Raw genomic sequence first — 25,918 nt, 5'->3', positions numbered from 1 at the left:
AAAGAGAGGAGTGGCCTTTCCTTGACGAACATCAAAAGACTTCACGTCATTTTCAAAACACACCTGGACATCGGATTCACTGACTTTGCAAGGCAAGTTGAAGAAACGTACATGAACGACTTTATTCCGCAAGCCTTGTCCTTATCGGAACGAATGGCCGAGACAAGCGGCAAGTCCCGATTCGTATGGACGGTCGGTTCGTGGCTGATCAGCCAATATTTGCAATCGGCTACCGAGGAGCAGCGTGCACGGATGGAGCAAGCGATAGCCCGCGGCGACATTGCCTGGCACGGCATTCCGTTTACGACCCATACCGAGCTGATGGACGCGAAACTGTTCGAGTTTGGCTTGTCGTTATCACGGAGACTCGATCACAAATATGGCAAACAGACGATCGCCGCCAAAATGACGGACGTTCCCGGACATACGATCGGCATGGTTCCTTATTTGGCGAGGAACGGGATTCGGTATTTGCATTTGGGCGTTAATCCTGCATGTACGCCTCCGAGCGTACCTAAAGTGTTCGTATGGCGGGCGAGCGACGGCTCGGAGATCGTCGTTAATTACGCGGAGGATTACGGTCAGGCGCTCAGAGTGGAAGGACTAGAGGATGCTTTGTATTTTGCCCATACCGGAGACAATCTGGGGCCACCTTCCCTCGAAGAGATCGAGCGGATGTATGAACGGCTGCGCGAGGAATATCCGGAGGCGGAAGTTGCCGCCTCCACGCTCGATGCTTTCGCGGAGAAGCTGCTTGTCCATAAGTCTTCGCTGCCCGTTCTGTCCGAAGAAATCGGGGATTCGTGGATTCATGGCGTAGCCACCGACCCAGCGAAAGTCGCTCGTTACCGGGAGTTGCTGCGATTAAGAGACAAGTGGTTGGAAGCGGGCGCACTTGATGCAGATAGCGAAGCTTACGCACAATTTTGCAGCCGCCTGATGCTGATTCCCGAGCATACGTGGGGGCTAGACGAGAAAGTTCATCTGGCGGATTTCACGAATTACAGCGCGGCGGAATTCACGACGGCTAGAGCCGAGGACGAAGTCGCCGACCATCCCGTAAAAAACAAATACGAAGAGCTATACTCGTTCTACCGCAAAGGCAGCTATCGCAAGCTGGAAAGCTCTTGGGAGGAGCAACGGTCGTATATCGATCAAGCGTTGTCGGCGCTTACGCCCGAGTTGCAAGAAGAAGCGCGACAAGCGTTCGGCCGGCTGCTTCCCGATCTAACGTCCGGTAACGCTGCTGGAGAAGAGCTGGAGACGTACCGGGAGTACGAGCTTGGCAAGTTCCGCGTAAGCTTCTATTCGGATGGAGCGATCGGCAGCCTGATGGACGGCAACGTTAAAATGTGGACGGGAGACAATGCGCGATTAGGCGTATTCCGATACGAGACTTTCGGGCAAGCCGATTACGACCGGTTCTTCCGGGAGTATGCCGTTCACCTCGAACGGCATTATACGTGGGCGGAACCGGATCTTGGCAAACCCGGAATCGAGTATGCGAAGCCTGTGCCGGAGCATCGGCGGTACTCCCCAACGGTAAGAAGCTTGCGGCTGGAAAGGCAAGCGGACGGCGACAAAGTGTTGGCGAGGTTGGAAATGCCGCCAGATGTTTGCAGGCTCTATGGGGCTCCCCGGCAACTCATGATCGTGTACTTGTTCCATTCCGACGAGCCGGCGATCGACGTGGAGCTTCATTGGCAAGACAAACAAGCGTGCCGTTTGCCCGAAGCGAGCTGGTTCTCGTTCGTTCCTGCCGTCGATAATCCGAATCGATGGACGATGGATAAGCTGGGAGAGCTGGTTTCACCGCTGTCTGTCGTAAAGAACGGCAACCGGAACATGCATGCCGTAGGCAACGGACTCTACTATGACGGAGCGGACGGAACGCTGATCATCGAAACGTTGGATGCCCCAATCGTGTGCCCGGGCGAACCGAGGCTTTTGCAATTCGACAATACGTTTGCGCCGCTTGAAGGCGGGTTCCATTTTAACCTGCACAACAACGTCTGGGGAACGAATTTCAGAATGTGGTTCGAAGAGGATATGAAATTCAGGTTCCGGCTGACTTTCGGGTCCAATCTTTAAATGACATTCAGCTCTACTAGGGGGATAAACAAATGAGCGTATTCGGCATTGAAGGAAATAAATTCGTCCATGACGGAAAGTCGGTTCAACTCATCTCGGGGGCGCTCCATTACTTCAGAGTCGTGCCTGAATATTGGCGGGATCGCCTATTGAAGTTGAAAGCTTGCGGGCTGAACTGCGTGGAGACCTACGTGCCTTGGAATCTCCATGAACCGGAGCCTGGCTTATTCGATTTCAGCGGCATGACTGACGTGACCCGGTTCGTCGAGAGTGCGGGCGAACTGGGACTGTACGTGATCATTCGACCGAGTCCTTATATATGCGCGGAGTGGGAGTTCGGCGGCCTGCCTGCTTGGTTGCTGCGAGACGAAGGCATGCGGCTTCGCTGCAGCCATCGTCCGTTCCTCGACCGGGTGGATACGTATTACGATGAACTGATTCCCCGTCTGCTGCCCTACCAGTGCACGCGCGGCGGACCGATCATCGCCATGCAAATTGAAAATGAATATGGCAGTTACGGCAATGACAAAGATTACTTGGAATATTTGAAAGATGGACTTACGAACCGAGGCGTAGACGTGCTCTTGTTCACTTCCGACGGTTATACGGATGCGAACTTACAGGGCGGCATGCTGCCCGGCGTATTCGAAACCGTTAACTTCGGTTCCAGACCCGAGGAAGCATTCGCGAAACTGCTGGAGTATCAGCCCGATAAGCCGTTGATGTGCATGGAGTACTGGAACGGATGGTTCGACCATTGGAACAAGCCCCATCATACGCGCGATTCACAGGACGCGGCGGCCGTTCTGGATGAAATGCTCGCCATGGGGGCGTCCGTCAATCTCTATATGTTCCACGGCGGCACGAACTTCGGTTTCTATAACGGCGCGAACTGCCTGGAGAAGTACGAAGCGACGACGACCAGTTACGATTACGACGCGGCACTGACGGAAGCGGGAGATTATACCGAGAAATACACAGCGTTCAGGGCCGTTATCGAAAAATACGCCGGGCCGATCGATACCGAAATGCCGCCTTCAACGCCGAAAAAAGCCTACGGAAAAGTGGCATTAACCGAAAGTGTTCGTCTGTTCGACTCTTTGGGCGAGTTGTCTGCGCCTGTCCGTCGTCCTTGCCCGGATCCGATGGAGAAGGTCGGACAAAATTACGGCTTTATCTTGTACGAATCGCGGATTAGCGGTCCTCAGGACGATTGCGAAATTTCTCTGCAAGACGTTCACGACCGCGCGCTGGTTTTTATCGACGACCGGTACCTAGGCGTCATCGATCGTTGGAGCAAACAGAAATTAGCATGCAGCATACCGTCTGGCGGGGCCAAGCTAAGCATTCTTGTCGAGAACATGGGGCGTATCAATTACGGCCCGTTCCACAAGGATTTTAAAGGCATTACAGAGGCGGTGAAGATCGGCATCGCGATGCTCCACGACTGGACGATCTACCCTCTGCCTCTCTCTGATTTGTCCGGGCTTTCCTTCGAAAGGCTGGAGAAATTGGACCCTGGCGTTCCAGCGTTTTATCGGGGGACATTCCATGCGGAAGAGATCGCGGATACGTATTTGTCCATGGAAGGATGGGGCAAAGGGGTCGCTTATGTAAATGGCTTTAACTTAGGCCGCTACTGGGAAGCAGGCCCGCAGAAGACGCTTTACATCCCAGCACCGTTATTGCGTCAGGGCGACAATGAGATTGTCCTGTTCGAACTGCATGGGGCGGATGCGCCTGAAGTCACTCTTGTGGATCGTCCGTTCATCCAATAATTTTGCATAGCAAAAGGAGAAACGAAATGAAACCTATCACAGCCGCATTGATCGGCGCCGGACAACGAGGAGCGGGAGCTTATGCTCCTTACGCCCTGAATCATGCGGAGGAAATCCGGTTCGTCGCCGTCGCGGACGCCGACCCGGAAAGAAGGGAGCGATTCGGCCAAACGCACGGCATCGCGGAATCGAATGCATTTTCCAGTTGGGAACATCTGCTGAACGGTCCGAAAATCGCGGATGCCGTGCTCATCTGCACGCAGGACAAAATGCATTTCGAGCCGACGCTGAGGGCATTGGAGCAGGGGTACCACGTACTGCTGGAGAAGCCGATGTCGCCGGACCCTCTGGAATGTTTCATCATGGGCGAATACGCCGAGAAGCATAACCGCGTCTTATCGATCTGTCATGTGCTGCGGTATACGGACTTCTTCGCATTGATCAAGAAGATATTGTCCGAAGGCCGAATCGGCGAGCTTGTATCGATCACGCATACGGAGAACGTCGAGCATCGGCATCAGGCGCATAGCTTCGTCAGAGGCAACTGGAACAAATCCGAGGTATCGAGCCCGATGATTCTGGCCAAAAGCTGCCACGACATGGACATCCTGCAGTGGCTGGTCGAAGAAGATTGCACGAAAGTGTCCTCTTTCGGCTCGCTCATGCATTTCCGCAAGGAGAGCGCGCCGGAAGGAGCGCCGCCGCGCTGTCTGGACGGCTGCCCGGTGCAGATCACATGCCCGTACTATGCGCCGCGCATGTACATTGAGCGGGACGATTGGGTCGGAGCCGTACTTCGATCGGTCGTCAGCAACGATCCGAGCGACGAAGGCGTACTGAACGCGCTGAAAGACGGGCCTTATGGCAGATGCGTCTACCATTGCGACAACGATGTCGTCGATCATCAGGTCGTGAATCTGGAATTCGAGAACGGAGTCACCGTCGCGTTCACGATGAGCGCATTTACGTTCGAAGGCGGCCGCTCGGTGAAGCTGATGGGAACGCGCGGTCAGATTCGTGCGGACATGGATCGCAACGTAATAGAGGTGACGAGCTTCGTCACGCGCGAGACGGAAACGATCAATCTGGAGACGGATGCGGCTGGACACGGCGGCGGCGACACGAACATTATGCGCGATTTCGTTCGTCTGGTTCGTAGCGATGGGAAGGAGAAAGGGCGGACCGGAGCGCGGGAATCCGTACAAAGCCACTTGATTGCCTTCGCGGCAGAGAAATCAAGGGTGGAAGGGCGTACGATATCGATGCCGGAATATATCAAGGGGTTGAAGCAGGAAGCGCAATTGGAGCAGCAGCCAGACGGCTAACAAAATCGTTCTTTACGATCGTCCGAATACGACGCGGCCAAAGAAATCACTTTTGCGAACTGAAAACAAGCGGGATGCATCTCTGAGAAGAGGCATCCCGCTTGTTTTTACTGCTTCATATTGCGATATTCCGACGGGGAGTGAGTCGTAAACCGCTTAAAGAAAATGCTGAATGCATGAATGGAATCAAAACCGAGCTCACCGGCGATTAGGGTAACGGATTTGTCGGTCGACCGCAGCTCCGACTTGGCTTTGGACAACACCAGATCACGCATGTATTCTCCAATGGTAACGCCAATCGCGCTCTTGAATTTTCGAGCGAGCTGGGATCGACTGATCGGAATGGCCGCAGCCAACGCATCGATGTCCCGGTCGTAGCGGATTTCGCTGTGCAGCCGGTTCATTGTCATGAGCAATCCGCGATCTAACGGCTGATTAGAAGAGTGACGCTCGCTTTCACGATCGTGAAATTGCCGCAGTACACGGATGAGCATCTGCTGGAGCAGCGCCTCCGCCATAGGTGCTGTTAGACGGACCGCGGATTGCGCTTCATCGATCAATGAGAGAAACAGGCTTCTAATGACGCCGTCCGAATCCTCGCCGATTCTTGTCTCTCCGATGTTGTAAAGATCCAGCTGTAAAGCCGAGAGCAAATCGACATGGAAGCCGACATAGTAGAGTTTGAAGGGAGCGTTCTGACCTGCTAAGCCAAAGTGATCCTCACCGGGACGAGTCAGCAGGAACTGTCCTGCACCGAATTCGTATACCGTTTTGTCTATTTTATACTGACCGCTCCCCATATCCAAATAACAAAGCTCATAGTGCGAGTGCATATGGGAAGACGTCGCCCAGTTCTCGTGCAAGTTCATTCCTACGTAATAAATGCTGCTTGATGCCGGGGAGAATGGCAGTTCGATTCTAAGCTCTTGTTCGGTACGAAACGTGTTGGCTACGCTCGGAGTGGCATGGAAGTCTGAAGCGCGGTCGCTCATGTCGACAATTCCCCTCAATCCATTCGCTATGATCATAGAATATAAATTTTTGCTTTTCTAAAGGAAATACACGTTCATTTATTGATCATATAATTAAAATGAAATGAGTTCAATAGACGAAGGGAATGTCGAATATGAGCCAAACCGCAATCCGCAGCGCATGCTTGCCAAGCGGACAGGACGTAAGCTTCTTCGAGGAAAAGGGATACTGGGTGTCTCCCGTTATTTTCTCGAACGAAGAATTGGAGAGGATTAAAGAGCACCAGGACATGGTATATCGCGGTCAGTATGAACTGGGGCGCGAGCCGGTGTGCAATTGGCTGGAAGGCCAAGACAATCCGGCAGCATTGCGCAAAACGGACAATTCCCACTGGGCCGACGGTACGCTGCGCCAACTGGCGCTCGACCCGACCGTCGGCGCCATCGCCGCCAAGCTGATGAATGCGGACGCGATTAAGCTGTGGCATGATCAACTGCTGTACAAGCCGGCGCGCAAGTCGGCCAAGGAATCGGCCAACGTCGGCTGGCACCAGGACTTCTCGTACTGGCAATGTGCGCAGGAGCCGACGCTCATCACAGCGTGGGTCGCATTTCACGACGTCGATCTGTCGAATGGCTGTATGCAGATGGTCCCTCGGAGCCATAAATGGGGCTTGTTGAACGTGAGCGATTTCTTCGAGCAAAATATGGATTCGCAGAAGGATCAAATGGACGTGCCCGATGGCGAAGAGTTAACGACCGTGCCCATCATCATGAAGGCGGGACAGGTGAGCTTCCATCACGCCTTGACCATTCATGGCAGCGGAGCGAATACATCGGGTGAGCCGCGTCGATCAATGGCGATTCACTTGATGACGGGCGACACGGTTTACTCCGGTCGTCCGCGGGGCGAGGGGCATTTTAACGCCAAAATGATGGCAGGCCGGGTTGGCGAACGCTTTGAAGGCGATGCTTGGCCGACGTTGTTCGCCGCGAAGTCATAAAAGATAAGCCACCGACCAGTACAGTGTTGGTGGCTTATTTTCGATTCCGAGTCATTTTTACTAATAAAGAGGATATTTCTGACGAAGGTCTTCCCGATGGAGCACATTGGAATCCTCGCGGATGTAGTGACAAACGTAAGAGCGGCGCCAGCGGTCTTTGCTGCGGTTTTTGTTTGACGAGTGGATCAGCAGCTCGCTGAAGAAAAGAATATCGCCTTTTTCCATGATGACCGGAATCTGACGGCTTGTGTCGACGCCTTCTGTTTCCTCCGTATGATGCTCATGCTCTTCCAGGTTTTTGACTGCGCCATGCGGCAGCAAGCCAAGCTTGTGCGTTCCGGGCATCACCCAAAGGCAACCGTTTTCCTCGTCCACCAAGTCTTCCATTGCAGTCCATGCGGCTATCATCGTCATCGGATCATTTTTAATATAGTAGTAATCCTGATGAGAGGCTTGGCCCGGGGAACCGGGTTCTTTGTAGAAGTACATGCTTTGCACGCATACGGCTTCTTTGCCCATCAATTGCGCCAGCACATTACGGATAACCGGGAGCTTCATCAATTGGCGGGAGAAGCTGTCATGCTTGTGCGGATTAAACAACCGAACGGCGTACTTCTTGCTCTCGTCGCAGGCTGCCCATTCCGGCATGGGCGATTGGTTACGAATGTCATAGATGTGTCCGTTAAAGGCATCGATCAAATCTCCAGAGCAACGATTCTTAAGCAGGAGGTACCCGTTTTCTTTAAAAAATTCAACTTGCTCTTCGCTGAGCAGCTGCATCAATGGTGATTTTGTCGCTTCCATATGAGTGACGCCTCCGTGAAGAAGATTCTTTTTCATAATTCCAACTTAATTCATACGCGGTATTTCAACAATCGCTGTAATTAGCACTTTTGTGTCCGCGGTTGACATTTTAACTTCGAATCAAAAAAAGAGCAGGCCGTTCTGCGGAGATGCAGAACGGCCTGCTTGTGACTTTGACAAAATCTTCTTTTTACTTCGATGCTTTCCAAGCGTCGATCTGCTTTTGCATTTCCGCGATAATTTTGTCGGCGCCGGCGGTTTTCATTTTCTTCACGAACTCGTCGTACTTCTCAGCGCTTGTCACGCCAAGCTCGATGCCGCGGTAGTACTCGTCGAATACGGCGCTTGTTTTGCCGATTTCCGCTTTGACCGGTTCCGCATCGAAAGAGAAACCAAGCAATTTCGAAGGCGCTGCGGATTCGTTTAACTTAATGGTGTCTTCCCATACCGTCTTCGGCATGCCTTCCTGGACGTAGGCGAGGAAGTTGGAGGCGAACATCCATGGCACTTGCGGATTGTAAGCCTGTTGGTTTGGTCCGGCAACCATCAGACCGTCGGCGTTCATCGCATAGTGGTCATCCTTGATGCCGAAGTTAAGCAGGTTGTACAGCTCTACGTCCGTATTTAGCAGTTCAAGCAACATCATGGCTCTTTCCGGATTTTTGGAAGAGCGGCTAATCGCTTGCATCGTAGCAATGATACCGTTAGTTGTTAAATGCGGAGTGGAAGCGGGAGCGCTGACATACGTCTCGCCGCCAAGCGAGGAGGCTAGCACATCTCCGCCTGGCTTGTACGCGCCGCCGATATTGAGAATCCATTTCCCGGCTTTAGCGTCGGCCCAGTCGTCTTGCTTCTTGGAAATCCGTTCTTTGGAATTCATATAACCTTTGGCATTCCAATCTCTCATCACTGCGGCGAACTTCTTGAATTCGTCGGTTTCGAACTGGTTAACGACTTTCAGCGAGTCGTCATTGTAATATACGGCGCCAGGAATGTTGATACCGGAAATGGTTTCGAAGTTGAACATTTCTTGAATATTGGACAACGCCGTAATGAAAGCTTTCTCCGGGTGATCTTTCTTAACGGCCTGAATATATGGCTCGAGCAAATTCATCGTGTCTGCGCTAATTTTGCCGCCAATGCTGCTAATGTCGAAGCCGTATTTGTCTGCCAACGCTTTCGATGTGGACACTTCAGGCGTTCTGGCCGAAATTTGATAGTTGATGTAGCCATAGATTTTGCCGTTAACGCGGGTTGCATCCCAGAAGTTTGCCGGAATAGCGGCATATGATTTCGGCGCGTATTGCGCAAGCAAGTCGTCCAGCGGGATGAAGGCGCCCTTCGCAACGTTCTGGGTGTAGTTGTTGATCCAGTTGGACGTAAAGGCGATGTCGTAATTTTCGCCGGAAGCGATAACGACTTTCATTTTTTGGTCGTAGTCGCCGAAGGCAATCGGCTTGAAGTCGATCGTGGCGTTAATTTTTTGTTTGACGATTTTGTTCACTTCGTCGAACACTTTGTTTTGCTCGGGCTGCGGGAAGTTGCCCGGGAAGTACCAGGTCAGCTTGGCTTCCGGCAAATCTTTGGCTGCGTCGCCGCTTCCGGAAGGGCTGGAGCTTGCGTTCGCGCTGGCAGATGATGACGGGGAAGCGTTTGGCGAACCGGAGCTTTCATTGTTTTTGTTGCCGCATGCCCCCAGCACCAGGCTGAGCGACATGACCAAAGACGTTGCCATCATGCCTGTTTTGGAGAAACGTGTGTTTCTAAGCATTGTGAATCCTCCCTTTATCGTTGTGTATCGCTATATTCTTAAAAATGGGCTTGGCCCATGATTAAGCTATCCTTTAACCGCGCCGACCGTCAACCCTTTGACAAAATACTTCTGGAAGAAAGGGAACACGGCCAGCATCGGACCGGCGGCGAGAATCGCCATCGCCATCCGTGCGGTTTCCGCCGGCACGACCATGTTGTTCATACCCGGCGGCATCATATTGGTGGAGCGGGTCAGAAACTCGATATTATTAATCATGCGATAGAGCATGAATTGCAGTGGGACGAGCTTTTCCGATTCGATATAGAGGAGGCTGAGCCACCAGTCGTTCCAATATTGCAGCAGGATGAACAATCCGACGGTAGCGAGTCCCGGTTTGGCAAGCGGCAAAATCATCTGGAAGAAAATCCTGAATTCGCTTGCGCCGTCTATCATGCATGACTCGATCATGTCGTGCGGAATTTTCTGCATGAACGTCCTCAAAATCAAGATGAACCAGGGAATCGCCAAGTAAGGCAGAATGAGCACCCATATCGTGTTTTTCAAGTGCAAGTAGTTACTGATGAGCATATAAGTCGGAACAAGTCCGCCGTTAAACAGCATCGTGAAAAACACGTAAAAGCTAAGTTTGTTTTTGTACTTGTAGTCTTCTCTTGACAACACATAGGCAATCCCGGCAGAGATCAGCAAGGAAAGGACGGTGCCCATTATACTGATGATCATAGAAACTTTGAAAGCGTTCAGAAGCTGAGCCGGTCTGTAGAGCACGTAAGCATAAGCACGAATATTAAAATCCTGAGGCAGCAGGCTGTAGCCGTTTTTCAGAATGCTCGTTTCGTCGCTTAGCGATACGGAAATAATGGATATGAGCGGAACTACGCAAGCAATGCCGAATAGTATCAGCACGAGATGAATCAGCAATTTAGGCAGTCTGTTACGGTGCTTCATCGGTGCACCTCCATTTCAAGAAATTTAGAACAGCTTGTTCTCGTCGTTTACTTTTCTGACCAAATAGTTGCTAAACAGAACGACTACGAATCCCATCAGCGACTGGAACAACCCGACTGCGGACGACATCCCGATATCGCCGGACTGTCTCAGCATGCGGAATACATACGTATCGATCACTTGGGTAACCGGGTACAGCTGTCCGATTTCTCGTGGTACGAAGAAGAACAAGCCGAAGTCCGAGTAGAATATTTTCCCGACTGACAGCAGAGTCATAATCGTAATGAGCGGCATAAGAAGCGGGATCGTAATTTTGCGAATGATCTGGAATTTGTTCGCGCCGTCGATCGCGGCCGCTTCGAAGTAATCGTTCGGGATGCCCAGAATGCCAGCGTAGAAAATAATGCTCGTATACCCTAGTCCTTTCCAAATATTGATGAGTGTCAGTAAGAGGGGCCAAATCCAAGTTTCCGTATAGAAGTCGAAATTGACCCCGATTTTCTCCAGCCAGCCTGTCACGATGCCGTAAGGGCCAATGAAAGAGTAAGCCATATACGCGACGATAATCCACGAGAAGAAGTAAGGGAAAAAAAACATTGTTTGATATGTTTTCAGAAATTTGCGGCTGATGATTTCGTTGAGCAAAAGCGCAAACACGATCGAAAGCAACGTGCCGACAACGATAAAGACGGCGTTGTAGCCGAGCGTATTTCTGATGACCGTCCACGCGTCGCTTGAAGTAAAGAAGAAGTCGAAGTTGTCGAATCCTACCCATGGACTTCGGAATATGCCTTGCTCGTAATTGACGTTTTTGAAGGCAATGAAAATACCCGCCATCGGAATGTACGAGAAAATAAAAATCGCTACGATTGCCGGAAGCGCCAACACTGTAAGCTGAAATATTTTTTTGGATTCCGCATTTTTGAACTTTTCAATGATTGCTTTCGCCATGCTCACCTTCTCCTTTGATGTTCCTTTTGCCAGTCGCTTGTGTATGGCTTCATGCTAGCCGCCGCACTAGGGGAATTCAATTTCTGATCCCGATAATGTGTTCTGTACGGGAGAAATAGGAGTTCTCAATTGGGCATTCAGTTCTGAAAATGCATATTTTCGCGCTGACAACGAATGGGCTTGCCCGTTTTTTGCGGAGTATGTTAGTCTTCTTCTTACGCGAGAGAATCTGCCCAGGGGAGGTCGGGACATGTTTAAGCAGCTTGTTCTGAAAAATCCGTTTCAGTTGTTTCTGACGATTTCATTGCCGTTCCTGATCAGCGCCCTCGTGCTGTTGCTCGTGCAATCCTCCTTGTTAAATCGGAACTTTGAACACTTTGCGCTGCAGATGATCTATAGCCAGCAGCAAACCGACCTGCAAAATACGAGCCGCAACGTCCAGGCGATGGCCCAGTCGGTTAGATCGGTAGCGATTACCGCTTTCTTCGACGATATGATTAAAGATTTGTTGTACTCGGACGTCGCGGAGGAAGAGTACGTTAAATATCAGAAGAAAATGGAGTCTTACAAAAATATCTATCCCTTCCTGCAATCGATTTATATTTATAACGGCCGCAACATGTACACCGTACCGAGCGAAGGGTTTGTATTCGATCGGGCCGGTTTTCCGGACAAAGGTATCTTTCCTATTCTGGACGATATTCGCAACAACCGATCGCACAGCATCGTGCTGCGGGAGATCCCGAACGTGCTATCCGGTATTTCGACCGATGCGCCGTCGAAAATTCATGTGTACTCGTACTTGTTCTTCGACACGCAGCTGCGGGAAGGCAAAGTCAGCGAAGCTATTATTCTGAACATCTCAGAGGAGTGGGTGAAGCAAAATATTAGCGCTGCCGACGAGAAAAACAATCGAATCCAGATCGTCGACGCCAGCGGCAGGCTCATGACTGCGGATCCCGATCGCAAGTTGCTGAGCGATATGAACAATGTCGATTACATGAAGAAAATCAACTCGTTGAAGGAGCCGTCAGGCAGCTTCCGGATGAACGCCTCGGGGGTCGATTCTTTTATCACGTACACGGATACAGGGGTATTCGGGTGGAAAATGGTCAGCATAACGCCGTATACGAAGATTTTGCAAGAAATTTCGATCATGAAGAAAAAAACCGTGATGCTCGTGCTCCTATTGCTAGCCATCAGCATGCTGATCATGCTTTATTTCTCGCGTAGGTTGTACTTGCCGGTCAAGCTTGTTATACAGAACTACAACCGTCTGGAGTCCGAGCAGAAGAGCGAGTTCTATAACCGTAAGCAGCAGTTTCTGCGGAAGCTGGTGCAGACGAACGATTTCGAGTCTGCGCGCTCGCTGCACAATGCTTTTCAGCAATATAGAATTGCGCTTGACCCGGCAGACACGTTCCGAGTCCTGCTCCTCAGAATCGATTATTATTCGGATTTCTGCTCCAAGTACAACGCCAGAGAACGGGATTTACTGAAATTCGGCATTATGAATATCGTCTCGGAGCATCTGAACGGTCATCATAAGCACGAATGCGTTGAAGTGGCCGAAGATCAAATACTTGTTTTGATGAATGAACGCGCAGGGGATGATTCGGAGCATCGGGAGAAGACGTTGTTGCTCGTGCAGGACATTCAGTCGAGCACATCGACTTATTTGCGGGTGTCGCTATCCGTTGCGGTCAGCGAGCTGTTCGAGGCGCTGTCTAATCTGAATTTTCATTACCTGAAGACGGTCGATTTATCGGATTACCGCATCATTAAGGGCCGTCAAGCGATTATTACAGAAGGCAGCATCAGCCATCGGAATGAGGATTTCAAGTATCCGCAGGAGCAAGAGAAGGAACTGGCCGACGCGCTTATCCAGGGGAAGTTCTCCGAAGCGAATCGACTGCTGGGCGTCATGATCGACCATGCGTCTTCGTTCAGCTACACGGCGCTTAACTCGGTGTTGATTCGCTTGCTGTTATCCGTTCGACATGCGGTTGAGTTACTGGAATCCAATCACTCGATCAAGGTGAATTTTAACTTTCAGGCGTATTTGACGAAGCTGCAGAAGATCGAGACGCTGGATGAGATCAAGTCTGATTTTCATGCATTGTTCGAGCACTTGGCGCAGGAACTGGTAGCGAAAAAGGACAACAAACATTTGAATCTCATCGAGGATGTCGCGCGCATCGTGCAAAGAGACTTCGCCAATCCGGCGTTGTCGCTCGATACGGTGGCGGACGAAGTCGGCTTCTCCTCGCCGTATGTAGGGAAGCTGTTCAGGAAGCACTTCCTCGTCTCCGTGAACGACTACATCAACCAGATTCGCCTGACGCATGCGACCGAATGGATCGCGACGACGGACGATACGATAACGGACATTATGCTGCAATCGGGCTTTTCCAGTCGCAGCCACTTCTTCACCCTATTCAAGAAAGAACATGGGCTGACGCCCAGCCAATATCGCACGATGATCAAAAAATCCGGGTAAGCGGCTTGTACGCCGCTTCCGGATTTTTCTTTTTGGCCGCGCTATAAGCAGGCAATTCGAAGAAAGAGAACTTTGATTCAAATTGAGAACCAACATAACGTCCTGCCATTGCTGATTCGTGTTTGTTCGAGAACAGTTAGCTGAAAACAGAAATTGAAATCAAACGAAGGGGTGCTAGTATGAGGGCATCGAGCGCGTGATCGTGCAGAGGAGATGGTGTAATCGGCCGATAAGTCGAGATTTTTAAGAAATGTACATTTTTTAGAGTTTGAATTGGCTGATTTTCGTTGACATCGTTAACTTTAATTGATTTCACAAGTTATCAACCTTTGTATAGTGAAAGAGAAGGAGTTGAGGCAGTTGGTTGAATTTACGAATAAAGTGGCAATTGTGACCGGGTCCACCAGCGGTATCGGCAAGGCAGTCGCCGAGACGTTGGCACAGGGCGGCGCTCGTGTTGTCGTGTGCGGCCGGGATATGGAGCGAGGTCGGAATGTTGTAGAAGGAATCGAGAAGGATGGCGGTACCGCCTTGTTCGTCCAGGTCGACCAGCTCGATCCGTCCGCGCCGGAAATAGTGGTGGAGCAGGCATTGCATACATGGGGAAGAATCGATATCGTCGTCAACAATGCGGCCCTTGTCTGCAATAAGCCGATTGAAGAAGTTACGCATGACGATTGGGACCGGCTATTCGCCGTGAATATCAAATCGGGATTTTTCCTCGTTCAGAAGGCGTTGCCGTATTTGAGAGAGTCGCAAGGCTCGATCGTGAATGTCAGTTCCTTCAACAGCCAGAAAAACATCGCGGGCAATTTCGTGTACGACTCGCTTAAGGCGGCGCTGAATCATTTGACAACCGGACTTGCGCTTGACTTAAAGGGAACGGGCATTCGTTGCAACGCATTACTTCCGGCTGGGGTCTCGACGCCGTTGCTTAATGATTGGTTTAAGCAGTTGATCGCAGATCCGGTCGAGGCAGAGCGGGTTGCGGAATCCGAGAAGCAGAGAGCGGACGTCGGCTCGCCGCAGCAGATTGCCGACGCGGTTGCGTTCTTGTGCAGCGGCAAAGCCTCGTGGGTGAACGGAGCAATCATTCCTATACATGGCGGCTATCAACTGGGCTAAGAGGATCGAAAATACGGCAATTCGACTACATGGGTAAAAAAAGGAGAACAGCGCCATGACTTCAACTCAACACTCATTTGCTCGTGTACGCGCCACGGAGCGCATTGTTCCGCCGCAGTGGGCGTTGCAAGAGCAATTGCTTTTCGACACGTTAAACAAAGCGGCCAAGGAATTCGTTGCCCGGTATACGCATCCCGATGGCACTCTGATCTGGTTCGAGCATTGGCCGGGGATGGACGGATCGGACGATCCTTACGAAGGTTTTATGAACTTGGCACTGCTGTACGTGCTCGGCGGAAGCAGCGAGCTGCACGAAGTGTCCCGCAAAATCTGGGAAGGCATCACGTGGCAGTGGACGGAATACGGTCAGATTCATCGGGAGTTCGATGCTTATTACGACTGGATGCATCATGGGGAAGGGTATTTGTATTTATATTTCCTTGGGCTGGCAGGGCCGTCCACATTGAAGGACCGTCAGCGCGCCAGAAGTTTCGCCGCTATGTACACAGGTGACGATCCTGAGGCGCAGAACTACGACCGGGAGCTGAAGCTCATTCGGTCGCCGCTGAATGGCAGTCGCGGGCCGAGGTTCGAAGTGAACGAAGAGGATTGGAGTACGCATCGGGGCATTCTGGACGATTATCTTGCGCCATACGAAGACATTCCCGGCGTTGATTTTGCAAGCGGGAAGTGTGCTTGGTCGAATGATGAGGTGTACGGGCATTTGCTTCGTATGATGAACGAACGGATGAATCACGGCGACGTGCCGCTCAATCTGAACGCTACGGGTTTGATTACGCATGCTTATCTCCATTCCGGAGATGACAATTTGAAGCAATGGGTGGTCGAATACGTAGCGGCATGGCAAGAGCGTACGCGGCTTAACGGAGGCATCATTCCCGACAATGTCGGGTTATCCGGTAATATCGGAGAGTACAATGACGGCAAATGGTGGGGCGGTTATTACGGTTGGCGCTGGCCGCACGGTTTCATGACCATTATTGAGCCGTTGACGAATGCTTGCATGAACGCGGTGCTCCTGACCGGCGAGATGAGCGGGTTGGCGCTCGCAAGGGAGCAGCTTGACCGCAACTGGGAGCTGCGCAAGGAGCAAAACGGCAAATGGGTTGTACCTTATAAGCACTTCGACGGCGGGTGGACGGATTACCGTGAAGCGACGCCTAGTTATCCGATTTATTTGTGGACGACGTCTATGGCGGATGAAGATTTGGAACGCATCGAACGCATTCCGAAAGACCATGACTGGAACGAGGTCATCGTGCCAGGATTTTCCGGCAAAGATCCGAAGACCGGGCGCGGAACGAAACACTACATCGGGAATACGCAGCCGTGGTATCAATATATTCGCGGGCAGCATCCGGATTATCCAGAAATGATCCTAAGCGCCAACTTCGAAATGATCGGCAACCAGCTCGCGAAGATGCGCTCGCTGGAAGGCGATCCGCATAGTTGGACGGAACACTATAATGAAGGTATTTATTCCGCGATCCACATCTGGCAAGAGATGTGCCCGCTCTATTTCGAAGGGCTGGTGCAACTGACGCTCGGCGGGCCGATGCATATCTCGCATGGCGGCTTGCAGCACGGCCGTGTCCGTTACTTCGATGCGGAAGCGAAGCGTCCGGGTTTGCCGCAGGGCGTATCCGCGCTGGTCGAGAAGCTGACGCCGGATTCGGCTACGGTGCATCTTGTGAATACGAGTCTGTTCGACTTTCGCGAGTTGGTAATTCAGGCAGGCGTATTCGGCGAACATCGTTTTGTCACCGGGGACGTTCTCGAAGCTTCCGGCGAAATCATTGAAACAGTTCATATCAACGACAAGTGGCTTAACGTGTCGCTGCCAGCGGGAACGGGTATCACTTTGCGGTTGTCGATGCAGCGGTACGTGAACACGCCATCTTACGGAATGCCATGGCAAGCGGATGACGCTGATAGTATCATTCATGGACGAAGCTAACGAGATTAAAGGAGCGGGGCAGATGGCAATGCAAGTGAAAGTGGCGCGGCTCCATCCAGATCAAGTCGAGCGATACGAGCAGCTTCATCGCGATATACCTGCAGATAACGAGAAGCATATGCGGGAAGCAGGTATCGCATCTCTGCGAATTTTCCGCGAAGGGCTGACGTTGTTCATGATCGTGGAATCCGATCCGTCCTTGGTCGTTCCTGATCGAGTCGTGGATCTCCAGTTGGAAGAAGAGTGGCATCGGCTGACGGGTGAATGTTTTGCAAGCTTCTGGCAGGATGCGGTCGGGGTCTATCGGCTTGAGAGATAGAGTTCGTGAGTAATTGCAGCGGAAAGCGGTGACAGAGTTGGAATACACGACCTTCGGTAAAACCGGTTTAAAGGTGTCCAAGCTTGGTTTGGGCGGGGCGCCGCTGGCTGGGGATTTTGGCATCACGGACGAACAAGAAGTACAGCGGATGATTCACGCAGCGATCGATGGAGGCATCAACTTCATTGATACGGCTCCTCTCTACGGCAATGGGGAGTCGGAACGACGTATCGGCCAGGCGATTGTCGACCGGAGAGATCGCGTTGTTCTGGCGACGAAAGCGGCCAGGTCCGATATGCGATACGATTACGAGACGACGATCCGTTCTGTAGAGATGAGCTTGCATCGGCTTCAGACGGATTGGATCGATATTTTACAAATTCATGATGTGGAATCGCAGCCCTATGAACTGGTTGTTAGCGAGACGATACCGGCACTGGAAAAGCTCCGGCAAGACGGCAAAATCCGTTTTCTCGGCGTAACGACGCGTAATTTGGAGTTGCTCAGGAAGTATATGGCGACGGAGATGTTCGACTCCATTCAATTTTACACGCGGTATATGCTTCTCGATCACACGGCCAAAGACGAGACGATTCCGCTGGCTAAAGAGTTGAACATGGGCGTTATTAACGGCAGCGTTCTTGGCATGGGGATATTGGCGGATGCGCCGGCTCCTTTCCTGAGAGAGGATATTCAAGCAGACGGTTTGGCCCGAATGGAGCAACTGGCGTTTCTGCGTAAACCTGGACCGAAAGGATTAATTGAGCCTGCGATGAGGTTCAGCCTAGGCAATCCGGACGTTCATGTTACGTTGACGGGAGTGTCCACTCTGGCAGCTTTGCAGACCAATATGTCTTATTGCGATGGCAACGGCTTGGCCTCGGAGGAAGTGGAGAAAGTATATGCGCTGTTCCAAGAGCAGCCGTTATTCGATTAAAGGCTCAAGTTGAGGAGACAACGACATGATTATCGATGCGCACCAGCATGTCTGGAATTTGGATAAGTGCAGCTATCCGTGGCTTACTCCCGATAGCGGCTCGATCTATCGCACTTTCGAAGCGGTGGAGCTCGAGCCCGTCATTCGCAAGATCGGCGTAGATAAGACCGTTCTCGTGCAGGCGATGGATTCTTATGAGGACACCGACTACATGCTGGCGACGGCCGCCACTCACACCTGGGTGGGAGGCGTTGTCGGCTGGGTTCCGCTTGATCGTCCGGTGGAAGCTGCGGAAAGTCTGGAACGTTATCGCCAGCACGAGGTGTTCAAAGGCATTCGCCACCTCATTCACGGTGAGCAGGATCCGAGGTGGCTCATGCGTCCGGAAGTGCAAGAGGGCTTTCGGCTGCTAGAGCGGAGCGGACTGACATTCGATGTCATCGCCGTGTTCCCGAACCATTTGGGGCTGGTTCCGCTGCTGTCGGAGAAGTTTCCGGAACTTCGGATCGTGATCGATCATCTGGCGAAGCCGCCATTCGGCTCTGACGATTGGGGGGAATGGGCGCGGCAACTGAAGCAGGCTGCGGAAAATCCAAACGTATTCGCTAAAGTGTCAGGCTTAAACACAGCTTTCGGTCCCGGCTGGTCGGCGGATTCGCTTCGTCCTTGCATCGAGATCGCTATGAACGCATTCGGCGCGGAGCGGCTAATGTTCGGGAGCGATTGGCCTGTTGCGACATTAAACGGCACTTACGAGGAAGTATGGGAAGCGACTCACGCAACGCTTGCGGATTGCAATGCGGTGGAGAAGGAAGCTATTTTTGGCGGCACGGCAGCGCGGTTTTATCGGATTTCGGTATAACTATTTAAGATCCCTTCTCCATTCCGTCGGCGATTTCCCGTAATGCTTGCGAAAAGCTTTAGAGAATTGCAAAGAATCATGGTAGCCGACAGATCGAGCCACTTCACCGACTTTTAAGTCATTTCTTTGAAGGAGTTCGCTAGCGATCTTCATACGGTACCAGGTTACATAGTTTTTGGGGGAGAGCTGGCAGGCTTTTATGAAAATGGCATGGAGATGCTTACGGTCAACGCCTACATGCTTAGCCATTCCCGAAATAGTGAAGGGTTCGGAGTAATTCCGGTAAATATAATCGAAAGCTCGAGTCATATGCTGCTCCATTGCTCTGTAACCTGTCGCCTCAGCTCTTGTCGTCCCCGTTATCTTGGACTCGCAAAGCGCCCATATGAACCGATACAGATACGACATTAGTAGTAGTTCCTGATTGGGCTTATCCGAATCAGCCGTCAGAAGCTCTTTGATGAAGCGGTGTACATCATCTGAGAGCTCTGACGGCTGGAAGATCGGATGCGTGTCCGTGATTCCTGCTCTGTGCAAAAAGTCTGAGGCCAATCTCCCAGTGAAGCCGATCCATATATAATGCCAAGGCGATGCCTCGGAGGCTTCGTAATAAACAGGTGTCTGGGGGAAAATAACGAACCCGTGCCCTGCTTGGAGATCATAGATCTCACCATTGACCTTATATTTGCCGCTTCCGGACGTAATGTAATGAAAAATATATTCGTTCCGTATCCCCGGTCCCCAACAATATCCCGACGAACAATGAGCCTCGCCGGAGAAGTGATAGTAAAGTTCGCTACCTGCGTTATTTAACCTGATCAGCGGGTCGTTAAGCTTTGACATTACTCGAATCCTCTCTTTCAAGTTGAAGACATTTTACCATATAAATCTGACCTTCTGCCATTTTATCCATTGATGATTATTGATAGTATGTTGTCATGATCAAGACAAAACCACTTGTGAATCGGAAGGGATGACAAGATGGATCTAAACGTAATGGAATTTCCAATTGCAGTTAAAGTGGAGTTGGATGATGGTTGGATTCGACTTGAAAAAAACGCGGATACCTGGCAAGGGGGCGGAGTAGAACTCACGTTGCGCTCCACACCGGGAAAACATTCATGGGTGTTGTCGGCGCCCGAGGTGTCGGTCAAGCGAGTTCTTATGAGATGGAATCACGGGATCCGGGGCGGAGTCAAGTTATACGGCGATCACTGGGAAAGAGCGTACGGCGACCTCGAATGGAGAGGCATCGTACCGGACAGGATCATGCCCTGGTATTTCCTCGTTCACGATGGTCAGCGAACGTTCGGCATCGGAGTAAAGACCGGAACGAGCTCGCTTTGCCATTGGGAAATGGATGATCGAGGCGTAACGCTGATGGCCAACGTCATGTGCGGCCCTAAAGGCGTGAAACTCGGACAAAGAGAGCTTACATTTGCACAAATCGTTCAATATCAGAGTCAGGAAGGGGAAAGCGCTCACGAATCGGCTCAAGCGTTATGCCGGCTCATGTGCCCTAATCCAATACTTCCGGATCACCCGATCTATGGAGGAAATAACTGGTACTATGCGTTCGGTCAGTTCAGACCCGAAGACGCGATGGCCGATTCTCTTTTTATGGCGGAGCTTACGGGGGACAATGCTGTACGACCCTATATGGTTCTGGACGACGGCTGGCAAATGAACGGCGGCTCATACTCTGCGAATGGCGGACCATGGACGGGAAATCGATTTTTCCCCGACATGAAGCGACTAGCGGAGGACATGACTGCAGCGGGAGTCGCTCCCGGTATTTGGTGCAGACCATTGCTTACATTTGAACGCGTGCCGGAAAATTGGGCGTTGCCTAGCTCGATCGGCAAAGTATTGGACCCGAGCATTCCAGAAGTGCTGGAACTGGTTGCAAGCGACATCCGGCGAATGCATGACTGGGGCTATCGACTGATTAAACATGATTTTTCAACCTTTGACATCCTTAACGAGTGGGGCAATTCCCTTGGAGCGAATCCGTCAAGACAAGCTCAGCTGTTTCATGATCAGTCCAGAACGACAGCGGAAATCATCGTTGACTTGTACCGTACGATAGCCGAAGCAGCGGGAACGAGCCTTGTCATGGGGTGTAACACGATTAGCCATCTTGCGGCAGGCTTGTTCGCGATACAGCGAACCGGGGACGATGTGAGCGGCGTCGGCTGGGAACGCACTAGACGTATGGGGGTGAATACGCTGGGTTTCCGAATGCATCAGCACGGGACATTGTATAGCCATGATGCCGATTGCGTCGGAATAACGGCATCTACACCATGGAATTATGCTAAGCAATGGCTGGATTTAGTGGCTCGGAGCGGAACGCCATTGTTCATGTCCGTAAGCCCGAGTCTGGCGACCGAAGAGCAGAAGAGAAGGATCAAAGAAGCCTTTCAAATCGCAGTAACAGTCGGGCAACATCAGGCAGTTCCATTGGATTGGCTGGATAATAACTGTCCTTCCCGCTGGCAGTTCGGCGCTGAAACTATCGAATACGATTGGTATGGCGACAGCGGAGTCAGGAATGAAGACAAAGACAATACATGGTGGAGATAGGTATTCGTAAAAAACAACCATCGACGACTTTCAAAGTCGTCGATGGTTGTTTTTTTGTATCAAGCTGTCCGCCAGTTGACGAGCACATTGTCGAACTTGGCGCTGGCGCCGCCGGTGACCAGGGCAATGTTGCCCGAAGCGGAAGCTGTATTGGTGATGTTCACCAATGCTGTCACGGAGGAGCCGATGAACACTTGAATGTTGCCGCCTTGTGCGACGACTTTGACTTTCGTATTCTGGCCGGCGACATAACCGGGAATCGAGACTTTAGCCAGCTGCCCGCCCGAATTGGCGACGATTAGATCGCTGTTATTGCACACGGCAATCAGGTAGCCGGTATTCAAGTTCGAAGGGTCCGAGCTGCGAATCATCGCTCCGGTCCAGTTGGAATGGTCGCCTCCATCGTTCACGATCTCCGTATCGAAGGTTAGAGTAAAGTCTCCGAAGGAGCGGTTTTTAATCGCAGAATTGTTAAAATACCCCGAAGTACTCGTTTGGCTGTATTCCCCGCTAGCTACGGACCACGTTCCCGTCGGGTGCGTCCAGTTCGAATCGTTTCCGCTACTGAAGTCATCGGAAAACGTAAATAAGGTTCCGGTTTCCGACGAAAGGAGGGTGCGTATCGTTGTTCCCATACTGGCAGCAGACGCTTTGCGCGTTGCCGTCTCCTTCACGCGGGTGACAAACGTGTACGGCGTATCCGCCGACAAACCGCTAAACGTCGGACTGTCTTGCCAATGCGAACCGTCTTTGCTGTATTCCTGACCGACAATGGCCGCGAGCGCAATGCTTGTTGCGGATCTGCTGGCTTCGCTCGGCGCGCTCGGCGCTGCAGGGCCATCCGCTTTCGGGACTTGAACGACAACGTTGTCAAACTTGGCGCTGGCGCCTCCTGTGACTAGGGCAATCGTACCCGAAGCTGAAGCCGTATTGGTGATGTTCACCAATAGAGTCGGAGAGGAGCCGACGAACACTTGAATGTTGCCGCCTTGGGCAACGACTTTGACATTCGTATATTGACCGGCGATATAACCGGGAATCGTGACTTGTGCCAATGCCCCGCTCGCATTAGCGACGATCAGATTGCTATTGTTGCATACGGCGATCAGATACCCGGTATCCAAATTCGAAGGATCGGAGCTTCGAATCATGGCCCCTGCCCAGTTGGAATGGTCGCCGTTGTCGTTCACGATCTTCGTATCGAAGGTGAACGTAAAATTGTCGAAAGAACGGTTTTTAATTGCGGTGCTGACAAAATATTTGAGCGGTTTGGTTGGATTCGGGTCCCTGTATTCTGGCTGGTTATATTCTCCGTTAGCTACGAACCATGTCGTATCCTTCGCAGGCGCCCAGTTCGTAACGATGTCGCTATCGAAAGAATCGGATAACGTGTATAACCAGCTCGGTTCCGTTGAGACCAGTGTACGAATCATCGTTTCCGCGCTGCTCGCAGACGCTTTAATCGCTACCGTCTCTTTCACCCGGGTTACAAACTTATACTCCGTATTCGGCGCCAATCCGTTAAATACGGCGCTGTCTTGCCAGTTCGATCCGTCTTTGCTATATTCCTGACCGGCAATGGCCGCGAGCGTAACACTTGTTGCGGATTTGCTGACTTCGACTGGCGCGGCCGGCGCTGCAGGACCGCTCGCTTTTGCAACGTCTACAACCACGTTGTCGAAGGTGGCACTGGTTCCACCCGTGATGAGCGCGATGTTGCCCATAGCATAAACCGTATCCGTAATATTCACCAAAGCGTTAGAAGCGGATCCGATGAACACTTGAATATTGCTGCCTTGGGCGACAACCTTTACTTTCGTAGATTGACCGGCGACATAACCCGGAATCGCAACTTTAGCAAGCTGCCTGTCGGAGCTGTAGACGACCAGATCGCCGTTGTTGCAGACGGCAACCAGGTAACCGGTACCCAAATCCGTCGCATTCATGCTGCGAATCATCGTGCCAGCCCAGTTGGAATGAACTCCGCCGTCGTTTACGATTTTGACGTCGAAGGTATATTCGAAATTGCCGAAAGCTCGGCCTTTAATCGCGGATACGTTCTCGTATCCCGACAAGTCTGTCTGGGTGTACTCTCCATTATTGATCGACCAAGCACCGGCGGTATGCACCCAGTTCGCGTCGACGTCGCCGCCGAATCGATCGGAGAACGTAAACAACGAATCGGGTTCCGATGAAATGATCGCATCCAAAATCGCTTTATGCGCCATCACGACAATATTGCCCGATCTTGTAAACGTTGTGCCATTCGTAATTAATGAGTCTGCGATCAGTTTGGCTGAAAGTGGTTTCGTCTGCTTCAGAATATTCAGCAACTCGACATCCTCGATCCCGTCAAGCTGCGCTTCGCTCCTTACGCTATCGTAAATGTCGTAAGCCGCCTTGTTCGGACGCACGAGCCAGAAGTCGCCACCGTCACCCAATGAACCGTCAAACGTATCCGCTTCAGTATTGTTCGAAGTGAACCAATAGTTCCATCCCCAGTGCAAGTAACCGATGCCCCCGACTTTCCAGACAAACCAAGGGAGCAGTCTTGTTTCATCCAAGTAGTGAGTGATAAACCGGTTCATATAGTAGCTCAACGGTTTGTTTGCGGTATAGAGCCACAATTCCTTGCCACCGATACGCAAATTTTGATAATAAGCAGTATTGGCTTCATACGTGTAAGTTGTCGGAATGGTTGTAGACAAGCTGGCTTGCACTCCGGGCATTTTATGATCTTGGACTTCGGATGTTTTTCCGTTCGGGAAATACTGATGAAATTTGGCATAGAGCCAATTTGAACCATCGATCTGGTATTGAAAGTACGGTTCGTCACTCGCGCACAAATAAAAAATGTCAGTCCAACCCTTTGCGTCCAGATGAGCTTTAAGTGCCGGAAAGTAGATGTCTAAATATTGGTTTGCCTCCGCGGTGCCGGCGTCGACCAGAACTCTCGTCGTCACGCCGTTTATCTTCTTTAGCATATTCAATTTCATTTTGCTCTCCGAATCGATTCGTTCCAGCATTGTCGGGGTGTAAAGATATTGCATGGCGCCCGCATCGATAAACGTCTGAACGAATCGATCGAACGTGGCCCAACCGAACGTATAATTGCCGTTATTATCTATCGTTGTATCTTTTAAGATCAACGCTTGCACATCGGTGAAAATAACGTTGTTCCGATGTTTCTTATGGTTTTTGGCGATATTTTCAATCACCTTCCACCAGTTGTTATCATACTTGGCGACGTTATATTGCATAGGAATGTTGTCTTCGGTTTGTTCGTAGCCCCATCCGATCGATGTGAACCAGTTCAACGTCTTAAAGGTCGACTGGTTGGAAGGAGGGACAGTCACGTTGTACACGACAACCGTTACGGGAACGGCAACATTGCCTAGGCTGCAATGAACGGTGGCCGTGCCTGTATACGTACCTTCCGCTTGCGTAGCCGGCGCGTAGACGCTGTACCAGTAGGGCTGCGTCTGATTCGCCGGAACCGTTACAGGCGTATTGTCCACAAGGGCATCCGTATAGCTGCTGCTCCCGTCCGATGTTTGCTCATACGTACCTTTGACCGCGACGTTGCTGTGCGTGTATTCCCGAGTCACTTTAATGTTAGATGCCGGAATTATCGCTCCGCCCGGTCCGGTAAGATCGTTTGGCGTCACGTACACGCCGGATTGGCTTGAAGTCGATCGGACTAGAATTTGCGCCGCTTCATACTCGTTTTTGGCCATATAGAGCGAAATTGCCGTTGGAGAGTCGACCGAGATCGTCGACGTTTGAAAGGCTCTATCTGCCGCATTCTGAATCCATACTGTCGGTGCGGCTGCGTGGACGGTGCCAAGAGAAACAAAAAGACCGGAGACGAGGGCAAACGCCAAAGAAAGCGAAAAACACTTCGAAAGATGGAGTTTCATCAATAATTTCATAATTTCCCTCCTTATTGTGGAAGCGCTTAAAATGGT

Annotated in this window: 18 protein-coding genes; 11 read left to right on the top strand and 7 right to left on the bottom strand. The window is 51.4% G+C overall.

Annotated elements, in window-relative coordinates; all coding sequences use genetic code 11:
* The first annotated feature begins 21 nt into the window (after positions 1 to 21).
* From ACFPOF_RS15145 to ACFPOF_RS15135, 3 genes are read left to right on the top strand one after another with little or no spacing between them, the layout of a single operon-like run.
* Complete coding sequence (locus tag ACFPOF_RS15145; RefSeq protein ID WP_378134033.1) at positions 22 to 2,091, top strand: DUF5054 domain-containing protein; 2,070 nt, start codon at positions 22 to 24, stop codon at positions 2,089 to 2,091.
* Between the two features lie 32 nt (positions 2,092 to 2,123).
* A complete protein-coding gene (locus ACFPOF_RS15140) occupies positions 2,124 to 3,869 on the top strand; it encodes a glycoside hydrolase family 35 protein (RefSeq protein ID WP_378134031.1) in 1,746 nt (581 codons plus the stop codon).
* 26 nt (positions 3,870 to 3,895) lie between these two features.
* The gene (locus tag ACFPOF_RS15135; RefSeq protein ID WP_378134029.1) at positions 3,896 to 5,194 is read left to right on the top strand and encodes a Gfo/Idh/MocA family protein; all 1,299 of its coding nucleotides are present in this window, start codon (positions 3,896 to 3,898) and stop codon (positions 5,192 to 5,194) included.
* A gap of 107 nt (positions 5,195 to 5,301) precedes the next feature.
* On the opposite strand, the gene ACFPOF_RS15130 is transcribed toward ACFPOF_RS15135, so the two are convergent.
* Positions 5,302 to 6,186, bottom strand: coding sequence for a helix-turn-helix transcriptional regulator (locus tag ACFPOF_RS15130; RefSeq protein WP_378134027.1), 885 nt, complete (start codon positions 6,184 to 6,186; stop codon positions 5,302 to 5,304).
* A gap of 134 nt (positions 6,187 to 6,320) precedes the next feature.
* On the opposite strand from ACFPOF_RS15130, the gene ACFPOF_RS15125 reads away from it, so the two are divergent.
* Positions 6,321 to 7,169, top strand: a complete 849-nt coding sequence (locus ACFPOF_RS15125) for a phytanoyl-CoA dioxygenase family protein (RefSeq protein ID WP_378134025.1) — start codon at positions 6,321 to 6,323, stop codon at positions 7,167 to 7,169.
* A gap of 60 nt (positions 7,170 to 7,229) precedes the next feature.
* Here the strand turns inward: ACFPOF_RS15125 and ACFPOF_RS15120 are convergent, their stop codons facing one another.
* From ACFPOF_RS15120 to ACFPOF_RS15105, 4 genes are all read right to left on the bottom strand, one after another.
* Positions 7,230 to 7,973: a phytanoyl-CoA dioxygenase family protein gene (locus ACFPOF_RS15120; RefSeq protein ID WP_378134023.1), complete on the bottom strand. Its 744-nt coding sequence runs from the start codon at positions 7,971 to 7,973 to the stop codon at positions 7,230 to 7,232.
* Positions 7,974 to 8,163: 190 nt separating this feature from the next.
* Complete coding sequence (locus tag ACFPOF_RS15115; protein ID WP_378134021.1) at positions 8,164 to 9,744, bottom strand: ABC transporter substrate-binding protein; 1,581 nt, start codon at positions 9,742 to 9,744, stop codon at positions 8,164 to 8,166.
* 66 nt (positions 9,745 to 9,810) lie between these two features.
* Positions 9,811 to 10,692: a carbohydrate ABC transporter permease gene (locus ACFPOF_RS15110; protein ID WP_378134019.1), complete on the bottom strand. Its 882-nt coding sequence runs from the start codon at positions 10,690 to 10,692 to the stop codon at positions 9,811 to 9,813.
* Positions 10,693 to 10,716: 24 nt separating this feature from the next.
* Positions 10,717 to 11,643: an ABC transporter permease gene (locus tag ACFPOF_RS15105; protein ID WP_378134017.1), complete on the bottom strand. Its 927-nt coding sequence runs from the start codon at positions 11,641 to 11,643 to the stop codon at positions 10,717 to 10,719.
* Between the two features lie 250 nt (positions 11,644 to 11,893).
* Here ACFPOF_RS15105 and ACFPOF_RS15100 point away from each other — a divergent pair, with 250 nt between their 5' ends.
* The 6 genes from ACFPOF_RS15100 to ACFPOF_RS15075 all read left to right on the top strand — a co-directional run bounded on the left by ACFPOF_RS15100 (position 11,894) and on the right by ACFPOF_RS15075 (position 19,364).
* Positions 11,894 to 14,143: an AraC family transcriptional regulator gene (locus tag ACFPOF_RS15100; RefSeq protein WP_378134015.1), complete on the top strand. Its 2,250-nt coding sequence runs from the start codon at positions 11,894 to 11,896 to the stop codon at positions 14,141 to 14,143.
* 360 nt (positions 14,144 to 14,503) lie between these two features.
* The gene (locus ACFPOF_RS15095) at positions 14,504 to 15,268 is read left to right on the top strand and encodes an SDR family NAD(P)-dependent oxidoreductase (RefSeq protein ID WP_378134013.1); all 765 of its coding nucleotides are present in this window, start codon (positions 14,504 to 14,506) and stop codon (positions 15,266 to 15,268) included.
* Between the two features lie 55 nt (positions 15,269 to 15,323).
* A complete protein-coding gene (locus ACFPOF_RS15090; protein WP_378134011.1) occupies positions 15,324 to 17,246 on the top strand; it encodes a DUF8034 domain-containing protein in 1,923 nt (640 codons plus the stop codon).
* A 22-nt stretch (positions 17,247 to 17,268) separates the two neighbouring features.
* Positions 17,269 to 17,565: an L-rhamnose mutarotase gene (locus tag ACFPOF_RS15085; protein ID WP_378134009.1), complete on the top strand. Its 297-nt coding sequence runs from the start codon at positions 17,269 to 17,271 to the stop codon at positions 17,563 to 17,565.
* Positions 17,566 to 17,593: 28 nt separating this feature from the next.
* Entirely contained in the window at positions 17,594 to 18,502 is a 909-nt protein-coding gene (locus ACFPOF_RS15080) for an aldo/keto reductase (protein WP_378134007.1), read from the top strand.
* Between the two features lie 25 nt (positions 18,503 to 18,527).
* Entirely contained in the window at positions 18,528 to 19,364 is an 837-nt protein-coding gene (locus ACFPOF_RS15075) for an amidohydrolase family protein (RefSeq protein ID WP_378134005.1), read from the top strand.
* On the opposite strand, the gene ACFPOF_RS15070 is transcribed toward ACFPOF_RS15075, so the two are convergent.
* Complete coding sequence (locus ACFPOF_RS15070; protein ID WP_378134003.1) at positions 19,365 to 20,207, bottom strand: AraC family transcriptional regulator; 843 nt, start codon at positions 20,205 to 20,207, stop codon at positions 19,365 to 19,367.
* A 138-nt stretch (positions 20,208 to 20,345) separates the two neighbouring features.
* On the opposite strand from ACFPOF_RS15070, the gene ACFPOF_RS15065 reads away from it, so the two are divergent.
* Positions 20,346 to 21,950 (top strand): alpha-amylase family protein, encoded by a 1,605-nt coding sequence (locus tag ACFPOF_RS15065; protein ID WP_378134001.1) that lies wholly within the window; start codon positions 20,346 to 20,348, stop codon positions 21,948 to 21,950.
* A 59-nt stretch (positions 21,951 to 22,009) separates the two neighbouring features.
* Here ACFPOF_RS15065 and ACFPOF_RS15060 read toward each other — a convergent pair whose 3' ends face one another.
* Positions 22,010 to 25,882, bottom strand: a complete 3,873-nt coding sequence (locus ACFPOF_RS15060; RefSeq protein WP_378133999.1) for a glycoside hydrolase domain-containing protein — start codon at positions 25,880 to 25,882, stop codon at positions 22,010 to 22,012.
* Between the last annotated feature and the right edge of the window lie 36 nt (positions 25,883 to 25,918).

The sequence above is a fragment of the Cohnella soli genome (assembly GCF_042655525.1).
GTDB lineage: Bacteria > Bacillota > Bacilli > Paenibacillales > Paenibacillaceae > Cohnella > Cohnella soli.
The sequence above is the reverse complement of the archived record's forward strand: the minus strand, read 5'-3'. Positions and strand labels throughout refer to the sequence as shown.

Bases quoted from the DNA above. Each gene is read 5' to 3' on its own strand.
- ACFPOF_RS15140 (WP_378134031.1), top strand. From the start codon at position 2,124: ATGAGCGTATTCGGCATTGAAGGAAATAAATTCGTCCATGACGGAAAG.
- ACFPOF_RS15135 (WP_378134029.1), top strand. From the start codon at position 3,896: ATGAAACCTATCACAGCCGCATTGATCGGCGCCGGACAACGAGGAGCG.
- ACFPOF_RS15130 (WP_378134027.1), bottom strand. From the start codon at position 6,186: ATGAGCGACCGCGCTTCAGACTTCCATGCCACTCCGAGCGTAGCCAAC.
- ACFPOF_RS15125 (WP_378134025.1), top strand. From the start codon at position 6,321: ATGAGCCAAACCGCAATCCGCAGCGCATGCTTGCCAAGCGGACAGGAC.
- ACFPOF_RS15120 (WP_378134023.1), bottom strand. From the start codon at position 7,973: ATGGAAGCGACAAAATCACCATTGATGCAGCTGCTCAGCGAAGAGCAA.
- ACFPOF_RS15115 (WP_378134021.1), bottom strand. From the start codon at position 9,744: ATGCTTAGAAACACACGTTTCTCCAAAACAGGCATGATGGCAACGTCT.
- ACFPOF_RS15110 (WP_378134019.1), bottom strand. From the start codon at position 10,692: ATGAAGCACCGTAACAGACTGCCTAAATTGCTGATTCATCTCGTGCTG.
- ACFPOF_RS15105 (WP_378134017.1), bottom strand. From the start codon at position 11,643: ATGGCGAAAGCAATCATTGAAAAGTTCAAAAATGCGGAATCCAAAAAA.
- ACFPOF_RS15100 (WP_378134015.1), top strand. From the start codon at position 11,894: ATGTTTAAGCAGCTTGTTCTGAAAAATCCGTTTCAGTTGTTTCTGACG.
- ACFPOF_RS15090 (WP_378134011.1), top strand. From the start codon at position 15,324: ATGACTTCAACTCAACACTCATTTGCTCGTGTACGCGCCACGGAGCGC.
- ACFPOF_RS15085 (WP_378134009.1), top strand. From the start codon at position 17,269: ATGGCAATGCAAGTGAAAGTGGCGCGGCTCCATCCAGATCAAGTCGAG.
- ACFPOF_RS15075 (WP_378134005.1), top strand. From the start codon at position 18,528: ATGATTATCGATGCGCACCAGCATGTCTGGAATTTGGATAAGTGCAGC.
- ACFPOF_RS15070 (WP_378134003.1), bottom strand. From the start codon at position 20,207: ATGTCAAAGCTTAACGACCCGCTGATCAGGTTAAATAACGCAGGTAGC.
- ACFPOF_RS15065 (WP_378134001.1), top strand. From the start codon at position 20,346: ATGGATCTAAACGTAATGGAATTTCCAATTGCAGTTAAAGTGGAGTTG.
- ACFPOF_RS15060 (WP_378133999.1), bottom strand. From the start codon at position 25,882: ATGAAATTATTGATGAAACTCCATCTTTCGAAGTGTTTTTCGCTTTCT.